Raw genomic sequence first — 16,648 nt, 5'->3', positions numbered from 1 at the left:
GCCCCCAGGGGGCGGCCCTCTTGTGTGTGGAGACGCGGGGGCACTATACTCGGCTCGGAGGTGTGGGATGCAGAAGAAGTTCGGTACATTCCGGGGGGTGTTCATCCCCTCGTACGAGGCGATCTTCGGCACCGTGCTCTTCCTGGTCCTTCCCATGCTCACCGGAGCCGTGGGATTCTGGAGGATGGCGTTCATCGTGCTCCTCTCAAACACGGTGACGATTGCCACGGCCTTTTCCCTCTCGGACTGCGTGACCAATCTGCGCCACGTGGGGTCGGGTGGGATGTACGCCCTCGCCCGCCGGTCGTTCGGCCGTGCGTTCGGGGGATCCATAGGGATTCAGCTCTTTCTCGCCCAGTCGGTTTCCATAGGGTTCTACGTGATAGGGTTCGCCGAACCGCTCCAGGGGCTGCTCTCGAACCTGCCCGGATACGAGGGACTCGCGGCCTCCTTGGGGCTCTCTGTGCTCCGGCAGAAGCAGGTGCTCGCGTCGATCCTCGCGGTGGTGGGGTTCATCAGCGCCCTCATAGGGGCGGATTTCACCTCGAGGATCCAGATGGTGATCTTCTTCGTCCTCACCGCTTCGGTGGGATCGATCCTCCTCTCGCCCCTCTTCGGGGCCTCGACCGGCGAGGGGGGGCTCTTCACCTATACGCCGAACCTGGAGGGGGTTCCGGGGATGTTCGGGTTCTGGGTCGCGTTCGCCGCGTTCTTCCCCGCGGTGACCGGGATCGATGCCGGGGTGGGGATGAGCGGGGAGCTCAAGGATGCGCGGCGTTCCCTCCCCATGGGGACGTTCCTCGCGATAGGGGTGACGCTCCTGGGGTATCTGGGGGTGACGTACGTCTACAGCCTCATGGACCCAAATCTCCTCCTGCCGGGTGAGCGGGGGGAGGTGCCTTCTCTCGTGTCGCTTTTCGGTCGCAACCTGCCTGCCGTCTCGTTCCTGGTGCTCCTGGGTATCCTCTTCGCCACGGGTTCGTCGGCTCTCGCCTACTTTCTCACCGCGCCCAGGACCCTCAAGACCCTCGCCGAGGACGGGATCCTCCCGGGCTTCCTCTCGTTCGTGAGAAAGGATTTCGTGAAGGGGGGGACGGAGCCCCGCTGGGCTTCGGTGCTGACGTTCCTCATCGTGCTCGGGACGGTGTGGTCGGGCGATATCACCTTTGTCTCCACGGTGGTTGGTATCTGCTTCCTGGTGGTGTATGGCTGGATCAATGTGGCGGCCTTCTTCGAGCGGATGAGCGGGAATCCGAGCTTCAGGCCCACGTTCAGGGGTCACTGGGCGATCTCCCTCTACGGGGCTTTGCTCTCGCTCGCGGTGATCGGTCTCTTCAACGTGTGGGTGGGCCTGGGGGTCCTGGCGTCACAGCTCCTCCTCTTCTGGCTGCTCCTCAAGTATCGGGCGGGTGGTCGGCTCGAGGGGGTGTGGTGGGGGCTCATCTTCTCGGTGCTCCAGTGGGCCTTCGGTCGTATGCGCAGGATCATCCAGGGGACCAAGAACTGGCGGCCGGTCATGGGGGTGTTCGCCTTCGCCGACAGGCCCGAGCAGATCGAGCAGGGGGTGCGGGTGGCCTCGATGATCACGGCGTTCAAGGGCCTTTCGGTCTTCAACCTCCTCGGTCCGGACGATTTCGAGGGGGAGATCGACTCCGGCGGGGATACGGCGGTGATCTTTCAGCGGAAGGATCCCTTTTCGGCCCTCATACGGGGGGCGGCATTGGCCGCGGTGCCCGGGGGGCTCGTGCTCAATACCGTGCTCCTGCCGCTCGACAGGCGCCTCAACCTCATCGAACTGGTCGAGGAGCTCGCGGGCGAGGGACGACACGTGCTCCTCTACAAGCATGGGGTGCCGAGGGGAGAGGAGGACGAGAGGATCGATGTGTGGTGGAAGGGGCAGGAGAACGGCAACCTGATGGCGCTGCTCGCCTACATCATACGGGAGACGGATGCAGAGAGGGGGCTCCCCCGGAAGCGGATCCGTCTCATACGGGTGCTCGGGGAGCGGATGGAACGGGTGAGGGAGGAGGCCGAGTTGCGGGCCTTGCTTCAGGCGGCGCGGCTGGAGGGGGAGGTGCTGCTGCTCGATCCGGACGAGCGGCCGTTCGACGAGGTGGTGGAGGAGCACTCGAGGGATGCCTCTCTCGTGCTCATGGGGATGCCGGGCCAGCGGGCTTCGGGGCTCGCGAGGGTCTTCTCGCTCGACCGGAGGGAGTTCGACCGGCAGATCGCCCGGTTCGACGAGCTTCCGCCGGTGCTCTTCGTGAAGAGCGCCTACCGGGTGGCGTTGTTCGACGAGGAGTAGTCCGAGGGGGGGGCTTGTGGCGGGTACGGTGCGGGTGGTGCCGGTGTGGTCGTGTGGGAGGTGGGTGAGGGAGCGGGTGGGTGAGGGGGGGTGGGTGGTGCGGTGTGGGAGCGGGGTGGAGGCGCGACGGCTGGGGGTGGAGGTGCGGGTGCTGCGGGAGGGGGTGCGATGGCGCGGGAGGGAGGTGCGGGTGGGGAGGGGTGGGCGGCGGCTCGTGTGTGTGGGGTTCGGAGCGGGGGTGGTACCGGGGAGGGGGGAGCGGTGGGAGGAGGTGTGGGTGTTGGTGGGGGGGAGGGGGCTCGCGGGGACGGTGGGGGGACGGGTGGCGAGGGTGGAGGGGTGGGAGTGGGAGCCGGGGCCGGAGGGAGGGGTGTGGGAGGCGGTGGGATGGCGTGGGTGGCGGGAGAGGGGGGAGGTGGTGCGGGCGCTGGGGGAGGGGGTGTGCAGGGAGTGGCGGTGGGGGGAGGTGGAGGAGGCGGTCGATACGCTCCTCCTGCTGGGCTACTTGGTGCGGCGGCGGTGGGCGGAGGGGGTGGTGGGGCGGGTGTTGGGGATGGAGGCGCTCGTGCCGGCGCGCGACGGACGGTCGTTCAGGGAGCGGGTGTGCGGGTTCATCACACCCAGTGGACGGTGGTCTGGACCCCTTCTGGAGTGAGGATGATCTCCCGCCAGCCTCTGGTGTGCACGGCGACGAGATCCTCGCTGTGGGGGTCGATCTGGAAGAACGTGGAGGGGGTGAGGAAGGCGGTGATGCCCTCCCTGACGACCACGCGATCGTTGTGGTAGTGCCCGCAGAAGACGAGGGCGCCTTCACCGAGGATCCCGATCGCCTCCCGGGGGTTGGCGAGGGCGTAGTTCCTGTCCATGTGGGGTACGCCGCAGGGGAAGGGCGGGTAGTGGGTGAAGAGGATGGAGGAGGGGGATCGCTCTCGATGTGTGAGATACCAGGCGGCCACCTCAGACGTGATTCGGCCCTCCGAGGTGTCGAGACCGCCGATCTCCCATCCCCCGATCCGGATCCACCAGGAGTAGCCGGGGCCGCGCGCGAGGTCGGGGGCGGTGAGGGGAAAGACCGCTTCGAGGAGGCGCGAGTCGTCGTGGTTGCCCGCGAGCACGAGGAACCTGTGCCCCGGACGTTCCAGGGCCTCTCTCACCCAGTGGTACACCTGGGCAGAGGCGTCCCTGAAGCAGAGGTCTCCAGTGACCACGATGAGGTCGCATCCTGTGGCATGGACGTGGTCGAGCACGTCGAGGAAGTTTTTCTTCACATCCACCCCGTACGGCATCTCCTCCGTGAGGCTTATGTGGGGGTCGCTCACGTGGGCGATGGTGAGGCGTTCCATCATTCCTCCTGTGCTCGATACTACCTGCGGATGTGAGCGTGCGCAAGGAGTACTGACACGTCTTGTCGAAGCTGCTAGTATGAACGTATGGAACCCAAAGATGATGTGATCCACTGGATACTCTCCCGCAGGAGCGTGCGGAGGTACCGCCCCGAAGAAGTGCCGGCGGAGACCATACGGCTCCTCCTCAAGGCCGCCATGGCGGCCCCTTCGGCCGTGGGGAAGGATCCCTGGCGTTTCATCGTGATGCGGGACGAGGAGGTGAGGACGCAGGTTTCCGAGGGCCTTCCCAATGGAAAGTTCCTGGCCGAGGCCCCGCTCGGGATCGCGGTGTGCGGGGATCTGCAGGCAGCCCATGCCGGGATGGAGGGATATCTGGTGCTGGACTGCGCCGCGGCTATAGAGAATCTCCTGCTCGCAGCCTCGGGCCTGGGGCTCGGTGCCTGCTGGTTGGGGGTGTATCCTCGAAAGGAGCGGATGGACTACCTGCGGGAAGTCTTCTCCCTCCCGGGCCACATCGTCCCTGTGGCGTGTATCGCCTTGGGGTATCCTGCGGAGGAGAAGGAACCCCGGACCCGTTACAGGGAAGAGTACGTTCACTGGGACAGGTGGTGAGGTGCGCTGGGAATTCCTTCTCGCCTGTGACCTCGACGACACCCTCCTTTCGGGTGACGGCGTACTGCCCGAGGAGGACCTCCGGCTCCTCCGGCGGGCCGTGCGGTGCGGTATCCTCCCCGTGGTAGCCTCGGGCCGGCCGTTCGCCTCTGTGAGGCGGGTGGTGGAGGCGTTCTGGCCGGATGTCTCTCTTCCGTTCATCGCCTTCAACGGCGCCCTCGTGGGTCTCTCGGGTACGGGTACGGTCCTCTTCTCCCGACGCGTCCCCCGCGTCGATGCCTGCAGGTTCCTGGAATGGGCGGAACGTCACGGCCTCTTCGCCCAGACCTATGACGAGGAGTACTTCTATGTCCCCTCCGAGGATGATCGGGCCGAACGCTACGCACGGAATGTGGGTATCCCCTACCGTGTGGTGGGACCGCTCTCCAGGTTCCTTTCGTTCGATCCTCCGAAGGTGCTCCTCCACGACGATCCCATCCGTCTCGAGGAACACTACCCCGAGGCCCTCAGGCTCTTCGGCGACAGGCTCTCCCTCTTCTTCTCCAAGCCCCAGTACCTCGAGGTGGTACATCCCGAGGTGGACAAAGGGATGGCGCTCGCATGGGTGGCCGAGCGCTACGGGGTGCCTCGGGCACGGGTGGTGGCGATGGGGGACAGCGGCAACGATGTGGAAATGGTACGGTGGGCGGGGACCGGAGTGGCGGTGGCGAACGCGAGGCAGGAGGTGAAGGAGGTCGCCTCTGTCGTCACCGGAGCCCCGGGAGGAGAGGGGGCACTGAGGGAGGTCTTCGAGCGGTGTTTCCCCGAATGTCTCTCTAGGCCCTGAACGTGAGGGTGAAGACGTTCTTTCCGTCCTCGTGGCGATAGGTGATGTCTCCGCGGAGCTGCCTGGCGAGTTCCTTCACGAGTTGAAAGCCGAGTGAGTTCTTCTCCGCCAGGAGCCTCTCGAAGTCGAAGCTCGGGCCCGGGTCGGTGTAGACGAGGGTGTAGCTGCGTTCCTCCCCGGAGAGGAGGATCTCTATCACGAGAGGCGCCCCCGCCGGAGCCGCGTACTTGATGCTGTTGGTGATGAGCTCGTTGAGGATGAGCCCCAAGGGGATGACGGTGTCGGGCGGGAGTTCCATGCCCGCGGCCGAGATCTTCCACTCGATGGGGAGAGGCCCTTCGATGAGGGAAGAGGCGATCTGCGAGGCGATGGTGGAGAGGTAGATGTCCACCCGGATGCGCTCGGACCCGTCGGCCCTGTGGAGGAGTTCGTGGAGGGCTGCGAGGGCCGAGAGCCTGCTCTGGGTCTGGGAGAGCTCACGGACGGCTTCGAGCGGGAGGTCTTTGGTCTTCTGAAGCTGGATCAGGCTCCGCATGATCTGGAGGTTGTTCTTCACCCTGTGGTGCACCTCCTTGAGGAGGATCTCCTTCTCTCTAATCGAACGTTCGAGTTCCTGGTGCGTCTTCTGCCAGTCGGTCATGTCCCGTACGATGGCGAGCACCGCCGGGGTTCCGTGGAAGGAGACGGGAAGCGAGACGATCTCCACGAATTTCGGTCCGTCCTCGCCGGCGAGGTCCCGCTGCATCGTGTGAAGGGGCTCCTCCCGTTGGCGGGAGAGGAGTGCTGCGACCTCACTCCGGGAGAGAGCGAGGAGACCCGGGAGGCCGTGTTTCTTGATGTCGAGCTCGGATCGCCCGAAGATCCGCTCGGCGGCCCTGTTGTGGATCAGGATGTTGCCATGGGTATCGTAGAGAAGGGCGCCGTCGGGGAGGCACTGGAAAAGGGAGCGGAAGAGACGTTCGGTCCTACGCTGGCGTATGAAGAGGAAGAGGATGAGGCCGAGGAGGGAGAGGAGGATCGCTCCAAGGAGGATGGCGCTCCAGAAGAATCCCGGGAACCGGTACTGTACGGATTCCGGGAGCCCCTCGACCTCTGCATCCTGAGGCAGGAGGGCGAGGGGGATTCCGAAGATCTGCAGGGCCTCGAATCGGAAGAGGGGCGCCACGAGCGGCCGCTCCACCACACCCAGGGAGGCGGGATCCTCTCCCTCGAGGAGTCGGGAGAGGAGGATGGCGAGTTCCCTGCCCTGGAGCGCCCCGCGCTGCACCATGCCGCCCACCACCTTCTCCCCCACCATGAAGAAGTCCCAGCAGGTGTAGACGGGCCGAGAGGAGACGTCCGAGATGAGCGAGAGACTCTGGAGCGGGGTGAAGTGGGTTCCCTCCCGATCTCGGACGAAGGTGAGGTAGAGGAGCGCGCTGTGTTCGGGGAGGTCCCTCACGTCATCGAGGAGTTCCTCCATGGTGCGGTTCTCCAGGATGACGAAGGAGAGCCTGTTCTCGTAGGGAGGGATGGCCTGAAGAAAGAGTTCCTTGTTGATCCTTCCCGTGATGGTGCCGTCGACGACGACCGCTACCAGCGAGAGGTCGGGATGGAGACGGAGCATGAGGTCGAGGGTGCCGCGGATGTCTATGCGTTCGGCCACGCCGGCCACGTTGGGATGCGAGGCGAGATCGTAGGACTCCACGTCGTTGATCCCGCAGAAGAGTACGGGGATGTCGGGTCGATAGGGAAAGAGCTCGGCCCTGTGGGAGAGCACGAACCTGAGGGCGTTGTCGTCGGAGGCGAGGACCGCGGAAAACCTGACCCCTGCATACTTGGAGAGGAGGTACGAGAGGAAAGGCTGCTCGAGATCCTCCGGTGCGAAATGCTTGGTGTCGTAGAACTCGGTGTAGAGGGTCACCTCGGGATGCCGGGAGGAGAGCTCCTCCCTCACCCCCCGGTCGATGTCCATGGTCCACTGGTAGCTCGGATCATAGGAATGGATGAAGAGGATGTTCGGTTCGGCCTGGAGGGAGGATATCCCGACGCCGAAGACCACGAGGAAGACGAGAGGCAGTGTCCGGAACCGCATGGAAAGGCCTCCTTTGTTTCCACTATAACCCGGAAAAGGAAAGAACGGAAGCCTCGATCGCCGCATCAGGGGAGGAGATCCTCCCACCGCAGCCCCTCTCCCTCCTCCACGTCACGCGCCACACGTCTGCCCACCACCACCGGCAGGAACACCGGCGGCAGTCCGGGCCGCAGCACGCGCTCGGTCCGTACCACCACGAGGTCCTCCTCCCGCAGCACGCTCCCCGCCTCCACGGTGCGGCGCACGTGGATCGACCGGTTCGACCTGCCGTAGTTGCCGCGCTCCGCCGGCGCGAGCCGCTTCGCCCCGCTCCCCAGCACCCCCTCCACGCGCGCCCCGTACGCCTCGCGCACCACCCTGAGCCCCTCCCCCCCCTCCTGCTCCACCGCCCGCACCGCCCGCACCATCCGCGCGAACTCGTCAGGCTCGAGCGCCACCGGATCGTCGAGCCCTCCCCCCTCGTGGGAGAGGCACAGGTGCTTCTCGATCATCCGCGCGCCCAACGCCGCCGCCGTCGCCGGTATCAGTTCCGGGTCCCTGCTGTGGTCCGAGACACCCACCGACACGCCGAAGAGCCCTGCGAGCAAGGGCAGGACCCGGAGGTTGTAGTCCTCCTCGGGCGCAGGATATGCCGTCACGCAGTGGAGCAACGTCACCGGCACCCCCTTCCCGTCGCCCTCCACACGCCCCCACCCCGGCACCATCCAGCCCTCCCCGCGCAGCACCCCGAGCGCCGTCTCGATGTCGCCCAACAGGGACACCCCAGACGAAAGCACCACCGGCATCCCAAGACGCCGGACCGCATCGAGGAGCTGCACGTACACGAGCTCGGGCGAGGCGATCTTCACCGCAGGGATCTCCCCGCCGAAGACGGCGAGAAGCCTCCCCATGAGGGCCGCGCTCCGCATCCCGAACACCGAGAAGAGCGGCCGCATCCCTGCCTCGAGCACCCGTGCGGCGAACCACTCGTAGAACTCCTCCGGTACCTCGAGGCCCCGGAACCGCTCGTAGAGCGGCACGGGACCGCCCGGCAACGGTACCACCCCGCATCGCGGGTGGAGGATCTCGTCCGCCCACACCACCTGCGTCTTCACCCAGTCGGCGCCCGCCTCCCGTGCCGCCTCGATGAGCTCCTCCGCCTTCCCCATCTGCCCGTGGTGACCCGTGCCCACCTCGGCCACGATGATCGTCCCGTGGTGTCGCTCGTCCATGGCCTCCTCTCCCCGGGGGCCGCCTTTAGCCCCCTGCCTTCGGACGTATCACGTTGAAACCGGTATAGGGCACGAGCGCCTCCGGGATGCGCACCGATCCGTCCCGCTCCTGGAAGTTCTCCAGGATCGCGATGATTACCCTCGGCACGGCGAGTGCCGTCCCATTGAGCATGTGCACGAACCTGGGTTTCCCGCCCTCGGCCTCCTTGAACCGCACCCCGAGCCTACGGGCCTGGTAGTCGGTGCAGTTGGACGTGCTCGTGATCTCACCCCATCCCTCCCGGCCCGGCATCCAGGCCTCGAGGTCGAACTTACGGTAGGCCGGCGCACCGAGGTCGCCGGTGCACGTATCCACCACCCGGTAGGGTATCCCGAGACCCGCGTGGATCTCCTCCTCGATCGCGAGCAGCTCCCGGTGTATCCCCTCGGATTCCTCTGGCCTGCAGTACACGAACATCTCCACCTTGGTGAACTGGTGCACCCGATAGAGTCCCTTGGAGTACTGTCCGGCGGCCCCCGCCTCCTTTCTGAAGCAGTGGGAGACCCCCGCGAACCTCAAGGGGAGCGTCTCCCCCGGGATGATCTCGTCCGCGTACATCCCTCCCAGGGTGATCTCCGCCGTCCCCACCAGGCAGAGGTCGGTCTCCTCCACGGTGTAGATGTTGCTCTCGGCTCCCCTCGGCTGGAACCCTATCCCCTCCACGATGGATTCCCTCGCGAGGTCGGGTGTGGTGAAGAGGTCGAAACCCTTCTCCCTGAGCACGTCGAGGGCGTAGCGTACCAGGGCCAGCTCGAGGAGTGCACCCTCGTTCTTGAGGTAGTAGAACTTCGCCCCGCTCACCTTTGCGGCCCGATCGAAGTCCACGATGTCGAGCAGACGTCCGAGCTCGAGGTGATCCCTCGGTTCGAAGTCGAACGAGGGGACCTTGCCCCACCGTCGGATCTCCAGGTTGTCTTTCTCCTCCTTGCCCACCGGGGCCTCGGGGTGGCTCAGGTTGGGTATGCGGAGCGCCTCCCGGCGGAGTTCCTCCTCCACCGCGGCGAGCTCCTCCTCGAGCCGGGCGATCTCCTCCTTGAGACGCCGTCCCTCCTCCACCCGGGCAGGCCGCTCGTCGGGCGAGGCGCTCTTCATGAGGCGGGCGTGCTCGTTGCGCCGCGCCCTCAGTTCGTCCACCCGTGCCTTGAGGTCGTTGCGCCTGTCGTAGAGGGCCACCACCCCCTCCACATCCACCTCCATGAACCTGTTCCTCACGTTCTCCTTCACCAGCTCCACGTGTTCCTTCACGAACCTGAGATCAAGCATCGTCCGCTCCTTTCCCTGTGAGATGACGTTCCTTCGACGCGGTCGAAGAGCACGAAGCGGTCTAGCCCTCGAACTCCTGGGCCCGGTCGGCCGCCCGCTTCACCGCATCCATGAGAAGGGCCTTGAACCCCCCTCGTTCGAGTGTGTGCACGCCCTGGATGGTGGTCCCCGCGGGCGAGGTCACCCAGGTGAGCATCTCCTCGGGGTGCCGATCCGTCTCCCTCCGGAGGGCCACCGTGCCTTCCACCAGGGCCTCCACGATCCGGAGCGACTCGGTGTACGGAATGCCCGTCATGGTCCCGGCCAGGGCCATGCCGTGGAGGAACGAGAGCACGTAGGCGATCCCCGATCCCGAGAGCCCGGTGAAGGCCGGCATGAGACGTTCAGGTATCTCGAACGGCGTGCCCACCGCGCGCGCCACGGCGAGGGCCTGTGTGCGGGTCCCCTCGGATGCGAGGGGGTGGAAACTCATCCCCATGGGGGCCTTCTGGACCATGGCCGCGATGTTGGGCATGACCCGCACGATCTCCCGGGTCCCGAAGGTCTCCTCGAAGAAACGTATGGGCGTGCCTGCGATGATCGAGAAGATCGCGGCCCGGGTGGCATCCGGAGCCATCCCCTTCAGTGCCTCCCGATCCTGGGGCTTCACGGCCAGGATCACGAGGTCCGCCTCGGTGAAGACCCGCGCGGGGGTCGCCGTCGTATCCTCTGCGCCGTACTCCTCGCATGCCCTCTGCACCCGTTCCCCCACCTTCTCCACCACCATGAGCCGTACCTCCGGGAAGGCCCTCCGTATCCCCTTCACGAGTGTCTCGCCCATCACGCCGAAGCCCACACACCCCACGGTCCGTATCTCCATGGTGCCTCCTCGTGCGACATGAAGGTTCCCGCCTGCGTCATACGAGGCCGGGAAACCCCTGACCCCTGAGGGCCGCGTACACAAGGATAGCAACGGCGTTCGAAAGATTCAATGACCGCGCCCCTTCGCGCATGGGGATCCTGACCACCCGGTCGGGGAAGGCCTCGAGGATGCGGGCGGGCAGCCCCGCCGTCTCCTTGCCGAAGACGAGGTACGTCTCGTCCGGAAACTCGCAGACGTGGTAGGGCCTCGTCCCCCTCGTGGAGAGGAGGAAGAGCGAAGAAGGTCGTTCCTCCTCCAGGAAGGCCTCCCACGAGGAATGGACTCGCAGATCCACCATGGGCCAGTAGTCGAGCCCTGCCCGGCGGAGGTAGCGGTCCTCGAGCGAGAACCCGAGCGGCTCTATGAGGTGGAGGATCGCCCCCGTGGCCGCGCAGGTGCGGGCGATGTTCCCTGTGTTCTGGGGGATCTCGGGCTCGTGGAGCACCACGTGGATGCTCATGAGGCCTCGTGTTTCACGGGCAGGTAGACATCGACCCGGGTGCCTTCCCCCGGCGTCGAGGCGATGTCCACCACGCCCTGGGCCCCCTTGACCAGGTGGAAGACCACCGAGAGCCCGGTGCCCGAGGCCTGCCTCGCCTTCCTAGTGGTGAAGAAGGGTTCCGGCGCACGTGCGAGGGTCTCCTCGTCCATCCCCACGCCGTGGTCTTCCACCCCGATCCTCACGTAGGGGGTTCCCACGGGAAGGAGGGGGGTGAGATGCTCGGGGAGGGCACCCCCCACCACGGCGGTGGAGAGTATCACCCGGTCCTTGCCCCGGCCCGCCTCGGCCACCGCCTCCTTGGCGTTGAGCAGGAGGTTGGTGACGATGTGCTCAATATGCGAGGGGCTCATGCCCACGGCCACGTCCGGCGCCGAGAGGGAGAGGACGAGCTCGGCCTCGGGCGCGAGGAGCCTCCGCCACATCTCCTCCCGGGAGGAGAGGGCCTGATCCACGAGTGTGGCGCCCTCTATCACCATACTCCGGCTCGAGAAGGCCAGAATGTGCCGGGTGAGGTCCTTCCCCCGTCGTGCGGCTGCGAGGATCTCCTGGGCGTCCTCGACGTCCTGGGGGGTCCCGTGCTCCCTGAGACTCTCGAGGAGGAGCTCGGTGTTCCCTATGATCGCGGTGAGGACGTTGTTGAAGTCGTGGGCGATGGTGGACGTCACCCGACCCACGGCCTCGAGTTTCTGCATCTGGAGGAGCACTCTCGTCGCGCGCTCGCGTTCCTCCTGGAGGAAGAGCTTCTCCCTGCATCGGGACAGCAGGTTGAGGAGTTCGGGCCTGCTTATGGGTTTGGGAAGGTAGTCGTAGGCCCCCTCCTGAAGGGCGCGGATGGCCGACTCCATGCTCGCATGACCGCTCACCACCACGGGGATGGTGAGGGGGTGGCGTTCCTTGAGAACCGGGAGGAGGGCCAGGCCGTCCTCCTCGCCCAGCACGATGTCGATGAGCGCCACGTCGATGCGTTCTTCCTCGAGGATGCGACGCGCCGCTTCCGTATCGGGCGCCCAGAGGAGGGTGTCCGGTTGTCCCTCCAGCATGGTCTCCACGAGCCGCACGAACACCTCTTCGTCGTCCACGAGAAGGATCTTCACCGTATGCCTCCGGCCCCATTATAGCGGGAGACCACCCGTTCGTCCACGGAAATATCAGAGGGAGAACCGGCAGGGGATGGGCTAGATACGGGGGTGGTAGATCTCCCTGGGCACGTGGATCTCCCAGGTGAGGCCGGGGGGGCCGTGCCAGTCGATGGATCCTCGGAGCTGGTTCCGAATGAGCTCGTGGACCGTGATGAGGCCGAGTCCCCCCTCCATGGATGGGGAGAACCCTTCGGGGGGCCCCTTGCCGGAGTCCGCCACCGTGAGGCGGAGCCCCTCCCCCTCCTTGGAGAGCGTGATGCGGATGGTACCGCCCTCCGGGCCGAAGGCGTGTGTGGCCGCGTTGAGGACGAGCTCGTGGACCGCGAGCCCCAGGGGTACGGCCGTGTCGAGGAGTACGGAAACCGACTCCCCGGAGTAGTCGAGCTTCACCTGGCGGGGGAGGATCCCGGAGAGCAGGGGGAGGAGCTCCTTGAAGAAGGCATCCAGGTCGAGGCAGGAGGGATCCCCCGACTCGTAGAGCTTCTGGTGGAGCAGGGCCATGGTCCGCACCCTGGTCTCCAGGTCGTGGAGGATGCGCCGGAAGGTGCGGTCCTCCACCTTCTCCAGGGAGAGGTGGATGAAGGAGGCGATGATCTGGAGGTGGTTCTTCGTGCGGTGCTGGAGTTCCCGGAGGAGGGCTTCACGCTCCCTGAGGCGGCGGGCGAGCTCTTCCTCCAGTTCCTTGAGAGGGGTGATGTCCCGTGTGATGGAGAGGATGTGGGGCTCGCCGTTCAGGTCCATGAGCGCAGCGGACATGAGGCCTTGGCGTACCGACCCGTCCTTCATGGTGAAGGGTGCCTGGAAGGTGCGGACGATGCCCTCCTTCTGGAGCTGCTCCACGAGCCGGGCACGGTCCGCGGGCTCCTTCCATATGGAGAGTTCGAGCGAGGACTTCCCTATGAGCTCCTCCCGGGTGTAGCCGGTGATGGAGGTGAAACCTTGGTTCACGTCCACGTAGCGTCCGTCGCTCGCCCGGTTGATGGCCACGGCCTCGGGGAAGGTGTCGAAGACCAGGCGGAGCCTCTCCTCGCTCTGTGTGAGCGCCGCGATGAAGGCACGCTCCGCACTCTGGTCCTTGAAGACCAGGACCACGCCCAGGATCGTTCCCTCTTCGGTGCGGATGGGTGCCCCGCTGTCGGCGATGGGGATGGTGGTGCCGTCCCGGGAGAGGAGCACGGTGTGGTTGGCGAGCCCCACCACCACTCCCTCTTCGAGCACACGCTTCACGGGCGACGGGGCGGCCTCGCCCGTCTCCTCGTTCACGATGACGAAGACCTCGTCGATGGGTCTCCCCACGGCCTCCCCGGTGGACCAGCCCGTGAGACGTTCGGCCACAGGGTTGAGGAAGAGGACCCTCCCCTCCGGATCGGTGACGATCACCGCATCCCCTATGCTCTTGAGGGTGGTGAGCTGGAGGGTGAGTGCCGCCTTCGCCTCGTGTGTGGACTTTCGGACCAGGAGGTGGTCGAGGAGGATGGCGCCCGTTGCGAGTTCCGCGAGCGGATAGGCGAGGAGCACCGCCTCCCAGATGGCGCCGATGGTGGGGTACACGAGCGGTTTCGGGAGGGTGAACATGAGGAGGAGCATCACCACGTGCACGGCCAGGGCCAGGATACCTATGGAGGCGAGGGAGTAGGGGAAGTGGTACCTCCTGACGAGACCCCGTCCCAGTGTGCCCAGGAGGTAGGAGGAGAGGATGACGAGCACGCCGGTGGGGGCTCCCGGCCCTCCGAGGATGACTCGATAGACCGCGGCGGGCACGGCGGCGAGGGCGCCGGAGAGGGGGCCCATGAGGAAGGCGCAGAGGCTGATGAGGACCGAGCGGCCGTCGAAGATGACACCGGGGGCGAGGTGCGCGGGAAAGGTCATGCCCACCAGGGTGACGGCGCCGAAGAGGAGGCCCTGGACGACCTTCCCCGAGGGGTGTCGGGGAAGCCAGCGGCGGGCGAGGAGCTCGGAGAGCCCCGTGAGGCCAAGGATGAGGGCGAGGTTGAAGATCACCTCCTGGAGGAAGGACACGGAGGCCTCCTTTAGTACAAGCATAGTGCACCTGGAGGTCCCTGACAAGGGAAGTTGACAGGATCACCCAACGGGAAGAGACTAGTGCCGATCCCTTGACGGGACGGCGTTCCCGTGGTAGATTTGATATACTGTCATAGCTTGGTAGAACACAAAAGGAGCGGACCATGTGGAAGACGTGGAAACAGGTGCTCTTCGATCCCTTCAACGGATTCAAGGACGTCTCGGTCGGGACAAAGGTGGGGATGCCCACCCTGATGTGTGCCCTCCTCGCCATGGTGATCACGGCGCTCCTGGTGCCGGTGATGACGCACCCCGCCTACCAGGAGGCCCTGGTGAGGATGCAGGTGCAGACCCTCGAGGCCATGGGTCAGGAGCTTTCCGAGGCCCAGGTCTCGCAGATGGAGCAGCAGCTCTCCTCCCCGGGGATACGCACGTGGTCCATCGTCTCGAGCGTGGTGGGGAGCGGAATCAGCGTGGTCGTAGGGCTCCTCCTCGTGGGGGTCCTCGTCTGGGTGGGGGCGCGCGTGGGGGGAGTGGCGGTTCGGTTCAGGCACGCCTATGCGGTGGGGGTCTTCGCCTATCCCGTGCTCCTCCTGGGGAGCCTCATCAGGGAGATCCTGGTGGTGAGCGCCGATCCGTATGCCCTTTTCCGGAACGTGCGCACCTCGCTCGATCTCGGGTACGCCCTCCAGCCCCCACTGAGTCTGGCCGCGGTCCTCACGCCTTCCGACCTGGGGCACGTGGGGTACGCCCTCGTCAATGCGGCCACGGACATCTTTTCCATCCTCTACCTGGTGCTCCTCTACGCAGGACTCGTCTCAAGTGTGGGAGTGCCCCGGAGAAAGGCCGTGCTCGTGACGGTGCTCTTCTACGTGGTCTTCGTGGCCTTCTCGGTGGTGCCGGTGTTGTTCGTGCCGGGCGCGGTATGAGGAGAGGGGTTCCCTTTCTCCTGCTCCTGCTCCTCCCGGGGGCTGTCCGGGCGGACGGGTTCCGGTCCTTTCTCGAGGCCGCCCTCGCTTCGTCCCAGGGTGAGGCACTCGAGGCTGCGCAGGCGGCCCGGGAAGCGGCCTTGAGGGAGCAGCGGGCCTCGCTCCTGCCCGGCGTGGGGCTTTCGGTGCCGCTCGAGGTGCAGGACGAGGTGGTGGCACACTCCGAGATGGAGGAACTGGGTCCGGTGGATGTTCGTCACCGGGTTTCGGTGGTGCCAGGGGTGGGACTCACGGCTTCCCAGCTCCTCCCCACGGGTGGGACGCTCGCAGGCTCGCTTCAGGGGAGCTCCTCTTACAGTGACGTGGGGGAGGTGGAGCCCGAGGCCGCGGCTTCGCTCCCCGGCTATTCGATCGAGCCTGCCCGTTCCCTCTCGTTCACCGCGGGTCTTTCCCTCTCCCAGCCCCTCGTGACCGGGGTCTTCAGGGCGGTGCAGGATCAGCTCAGGCTCCGAGAGGAGGAAGCGGCCCTCTCCTCGCTCTCGGCCCGCAACGAGCTCGTACGTGCTGCGGCCGAAGACTACTTCCACCTCCTCGTGCTCGCCTACCAGCGGCAGCTGGCCGAAGAACGGATGAAGGCGACGGTGGCTCGGGCCGAGCGGATCGAGCGGGAGTCGGCCCTCGGGCTGTGGACCCGTACGGCCCTCCTCCAGAGCAGGGCAGAGGCCGAGCGCGAGAAGCTCGCCTTCGAGGAGGCCGAGGCCGTCTACCGGGAGTTCGCCTCGTACGTGCAGGAGGCCTATGGTCTCACGGCGTTCCCCGGGGAGGGAGAGCTCGCCCCCTTCCCCGCCCCCGGGCTCACGGTCGAGGAGGTGGTGGCCCGATCCCCCGAGGTGCGGAGGGCATCCGTGGCTGCGGGGCTCGAGCGGGCCGGGGTGGTGCTCGTGCGGAGGGATGCCGCCCCTTCGATCGAGGTGAGTCTCGGTGCCTCGCACTCACGGAGCCTGGACGAGGATGAGTACACCACCGGGCTCCAGGGGTCGGTCTCGCTTTCCCTCAGGCTCGCCGATGGAGGGGCGGCGGCGGGCAGGATCGAGGCCGCGGAGGCACGGGCCCGCCGGGCCGAGGCCGAGTGTGCGACCGTCCAGGCGGGGGTGCGTATGCGGGCCGCCTCCCTGCTGGGGAAGATCGCCAGATACGAACGCCAGCGGGAGGTGGATGCCATGCTCGTGGAGGCGGCCCGGATGGAGTTGGAGGTGGCGGAGCGCGACCTCGAGGCAGGCCGCACCACGGTGCACGCGGTACAGGAGAAGAAGCTGGCCCTCGATAGGGCCCTGCTCGAGGCCTTTCAGCACACCGTGGACTACAACCTCGCGGTGCTCGAGGTCTGGTCGCTGGCCGGGTACGACCTGGTGGACCTGGTGCGGAGCGGATTCACGGGCCGTGGCGAGGCCCGGCGGTAGGATGTGTGCAACCGATCA

The 16,648-nt window shown here is 66.3% G+C and carries 14 protein-coding genes; 6 read left to right on the top strand and 8 right to left on the bottom strand.

Going from position 1 to position 16,648, the window contains the following annotated elements:
• The first annotated feature begins 67 nt into the window (after positions 1 to 67).
• Both STHERM_RS09735 and STHERM_RS09730 read left to right on the top strand, forming a co-directional pair.
• The gene (locus STHERM_RS09735) at positions 68 to 2,305 is read left to right on the top strand and encodes an amino acid permease (protein WP_013314722.1); all 2,238 of its coding nucleotides are present in this window, start codon (positions 68 to 70) and stop codon (positions 2,303 to 2,305) included.
• A 16-nt stretch (positions 2,306 to 2,321) separates the two neighbouring features.
• Entirely contained in the window at positions 2,322 to 2,960 is a 639-nt protein-coding gene (locus tag STHERM_RS09730; protein ID WP_013314721.1) for a hypothetical protein, read from the top strand.
• Here STHERM_RS09730 and STHERM_RS09725 read toward each other — a convergent pair.
• Positions 2,920 to 3,648 (bottom strand): metallophosphoesterase family protein, encoded by a 729-nt coding sequence (locus STHERM_RS09725; protein WP_013314720.1) that lies wholly within the window; start codon positions 3,646 to 3,648, stop codon positions 2,920 to 2,922. The genes STHERM_RS09730 and STHERM_RS09725 overlap by 41 nt on opposite strands.
• An 87-nt stretch (positions 3,649 to 3,735) precedes the next feature.
• Here STHERM_RS09725 and STHERM_RS09720 point away from each other — a divergent pair, with 87 nt between their 5' ends.
• Together STHERM_RS09720 and STHERM_RS09715 are read left to right on the top strand one after the other, a co-directional pair.
• Entirely contained in the window at positions 3,736 to 4,263 is a 528-nt protein-coding gene (locus STHERM_RS09720; protein WP_041623569.1) for a nitroreductase family protein, read from the top strand.
• A gap of 1 nt (position 4,264) precedes the next feature.
• Positions 4,265 to 5,089: a Cof-type HAD-IIB family hydrolase gene (locus tag STHERM_RS09715; protein ID WP_041623567.1), complete on the top strand. Its 825-nt coding sequence runs from the start codon at positions 4,265 to 4,267 to the stop codon at positions 5,087 to 5,089.
• Here STHERM_RS09715 and STHERM_RS09710 read toward each other — a convergent pair.
• From STHERM_RS09710 to STHERM_RS09680, 7 genes are all read right to left on the bottom strand, one after another.
• On the bottom strand, positions 5,079 to 7,163 hold the full coding sequence (locus STHERM_RS09710; RefSeq protein ID WP_041623565.1) for a histidine kinase dimerization/phosphoacceptor domain -containing protein: 2,085 nt from the start codon (positions 7,161 to 7,163) through the stop codon (positions 5,079 to 5,081). The genes STHERM_RS09715 and STHERM_RS09710 overlap by 11 nt on opposite strands.
• A 65-nt stretch (positions 7,164 to 7,228) precedes the next feature.
• Positions 7,229 to 8,374: an N-acetylneuraminate synthase family protein gene (locus STHERM_RS09705; RefSeq protein ID WP_013314717.1), complete on the bottom strand. Its 1,146-nt coding sequence runs from the start codon at positions 8,372 to 8,374 to the stop codon at positions 7,229 to 7,231.
• A gap of 25 nt (positions 8,375 to 8,399) precedes the next feature.
• Positions 8,400 to 9,677, bottom strand: a complete 1,278-nt coding sequence (serS, locus tag STHERM_RS09700; protein ID WP_013314716.1) for a serine--tRNA ligase — start codon at positions 9,675 to 9,677, stop codon at positions 8,400 to 8,402.
• 61 nt (positions 9,678 to 9,738) lie between these two features.
• Positions 9,739 to 10,536 carry a pyrroline-5-carboxylate reductase gene (gene proC, locus STHERM_RS09695; RefSeq protein WP_013314715.1) on the bottom strand — a complete coding sequence of 266 codons (798 nt, stop codon included), beginning with the start codon at positions 10,534 to 10,536 and terminating at the stop codon, positions 9,739 to 9,741.
• Positions 10,537 to 10,573: 37 nt separating this feature from the next.
• Entirely contained in the window at positions 10,574 to 11,038 is a 465-nt protein-coding gene (trmL, locus tag STHERM_RS09690; protein WP_013314714.1) for a tRNA (uridine(34)/cytosine(34)/5-carboxymethylaminomethyluridine(34)-2'-O)-methyltransferase TrmL, read from the bottom strand.
• Positions 11,035 to 12,174 carry a sensor histidine kinase gene (locus STHERM_RS09685; RefSeq protein WP_013314713.1) on the bottom strand — a complete coding sequence of 380 codons (1,140 nt, stop codon included), beginning with the start codon at positions 12,172 to 12,174 and terminating at the stop codon, positions 11,035 to 11,037. The genes trmL and STHERM_RS09685 overlap by 4 nt, the downstream gene beginning before the upstream one ends.
• Before the next feature lie 81 nt (positions 12,175 to 12,255).
• A complete protein-coding gene (locus STHERM_RS09680; RefSeq protein ID WP_237223271.1) occupies positions 12,256 to 14,238 on the bottom strand; it encodes a PAS domain S-box protein in 1,983 nt (660 codons plus the stop codon).
• 167 nt (positions 14,239 to 14,405) lie between these two features.
• Between STHERM_RS09680 and STHERM_RS09675 the strand changes: the two genes are divergently transcribed.
• On the top strand, positions 14,406 to 15,170 hold the full coding sequence (locus STHERM_RS09675) for a YIP1 family protein (protein WP_013314711.1): 765 nt from the start codon (positions 14,406 to 14,408) through the stop codon (positions 15,168 to 15,170).
• The gene (locus tag STHERM_RS09670) at positions 15,167 to 16,630 is read left to right on the top strand and encodes a TolC family protein (protein ID WP_041623563.1); all 1,464 of its coding nucleotides are present in this window, start codon (positions 15,167 to 15,169) and stop codon (positions 16,628 to 16,630) included. Before STHERM_RS09675 ends, STHERM_RS09670 begins: the two co-directional genes overlap by 4 nt.
• The last annotated feature ends 18 nt before the right edge of the window (positions 16,631 to 16,648 follow it).

This window comes from Spirochaeta thermophila DSM 6192 (genome assembly GCF_000147075.1).
Lineage (GTDB): Bacteria > Spirochaetota > Spirochaetia > Winmispirales > Winmispiraceae > Winmispira > Winmispira thermophila_A.
This window is presented reverse-complemented; position numbering and strand designations above follow the sequence as displayed.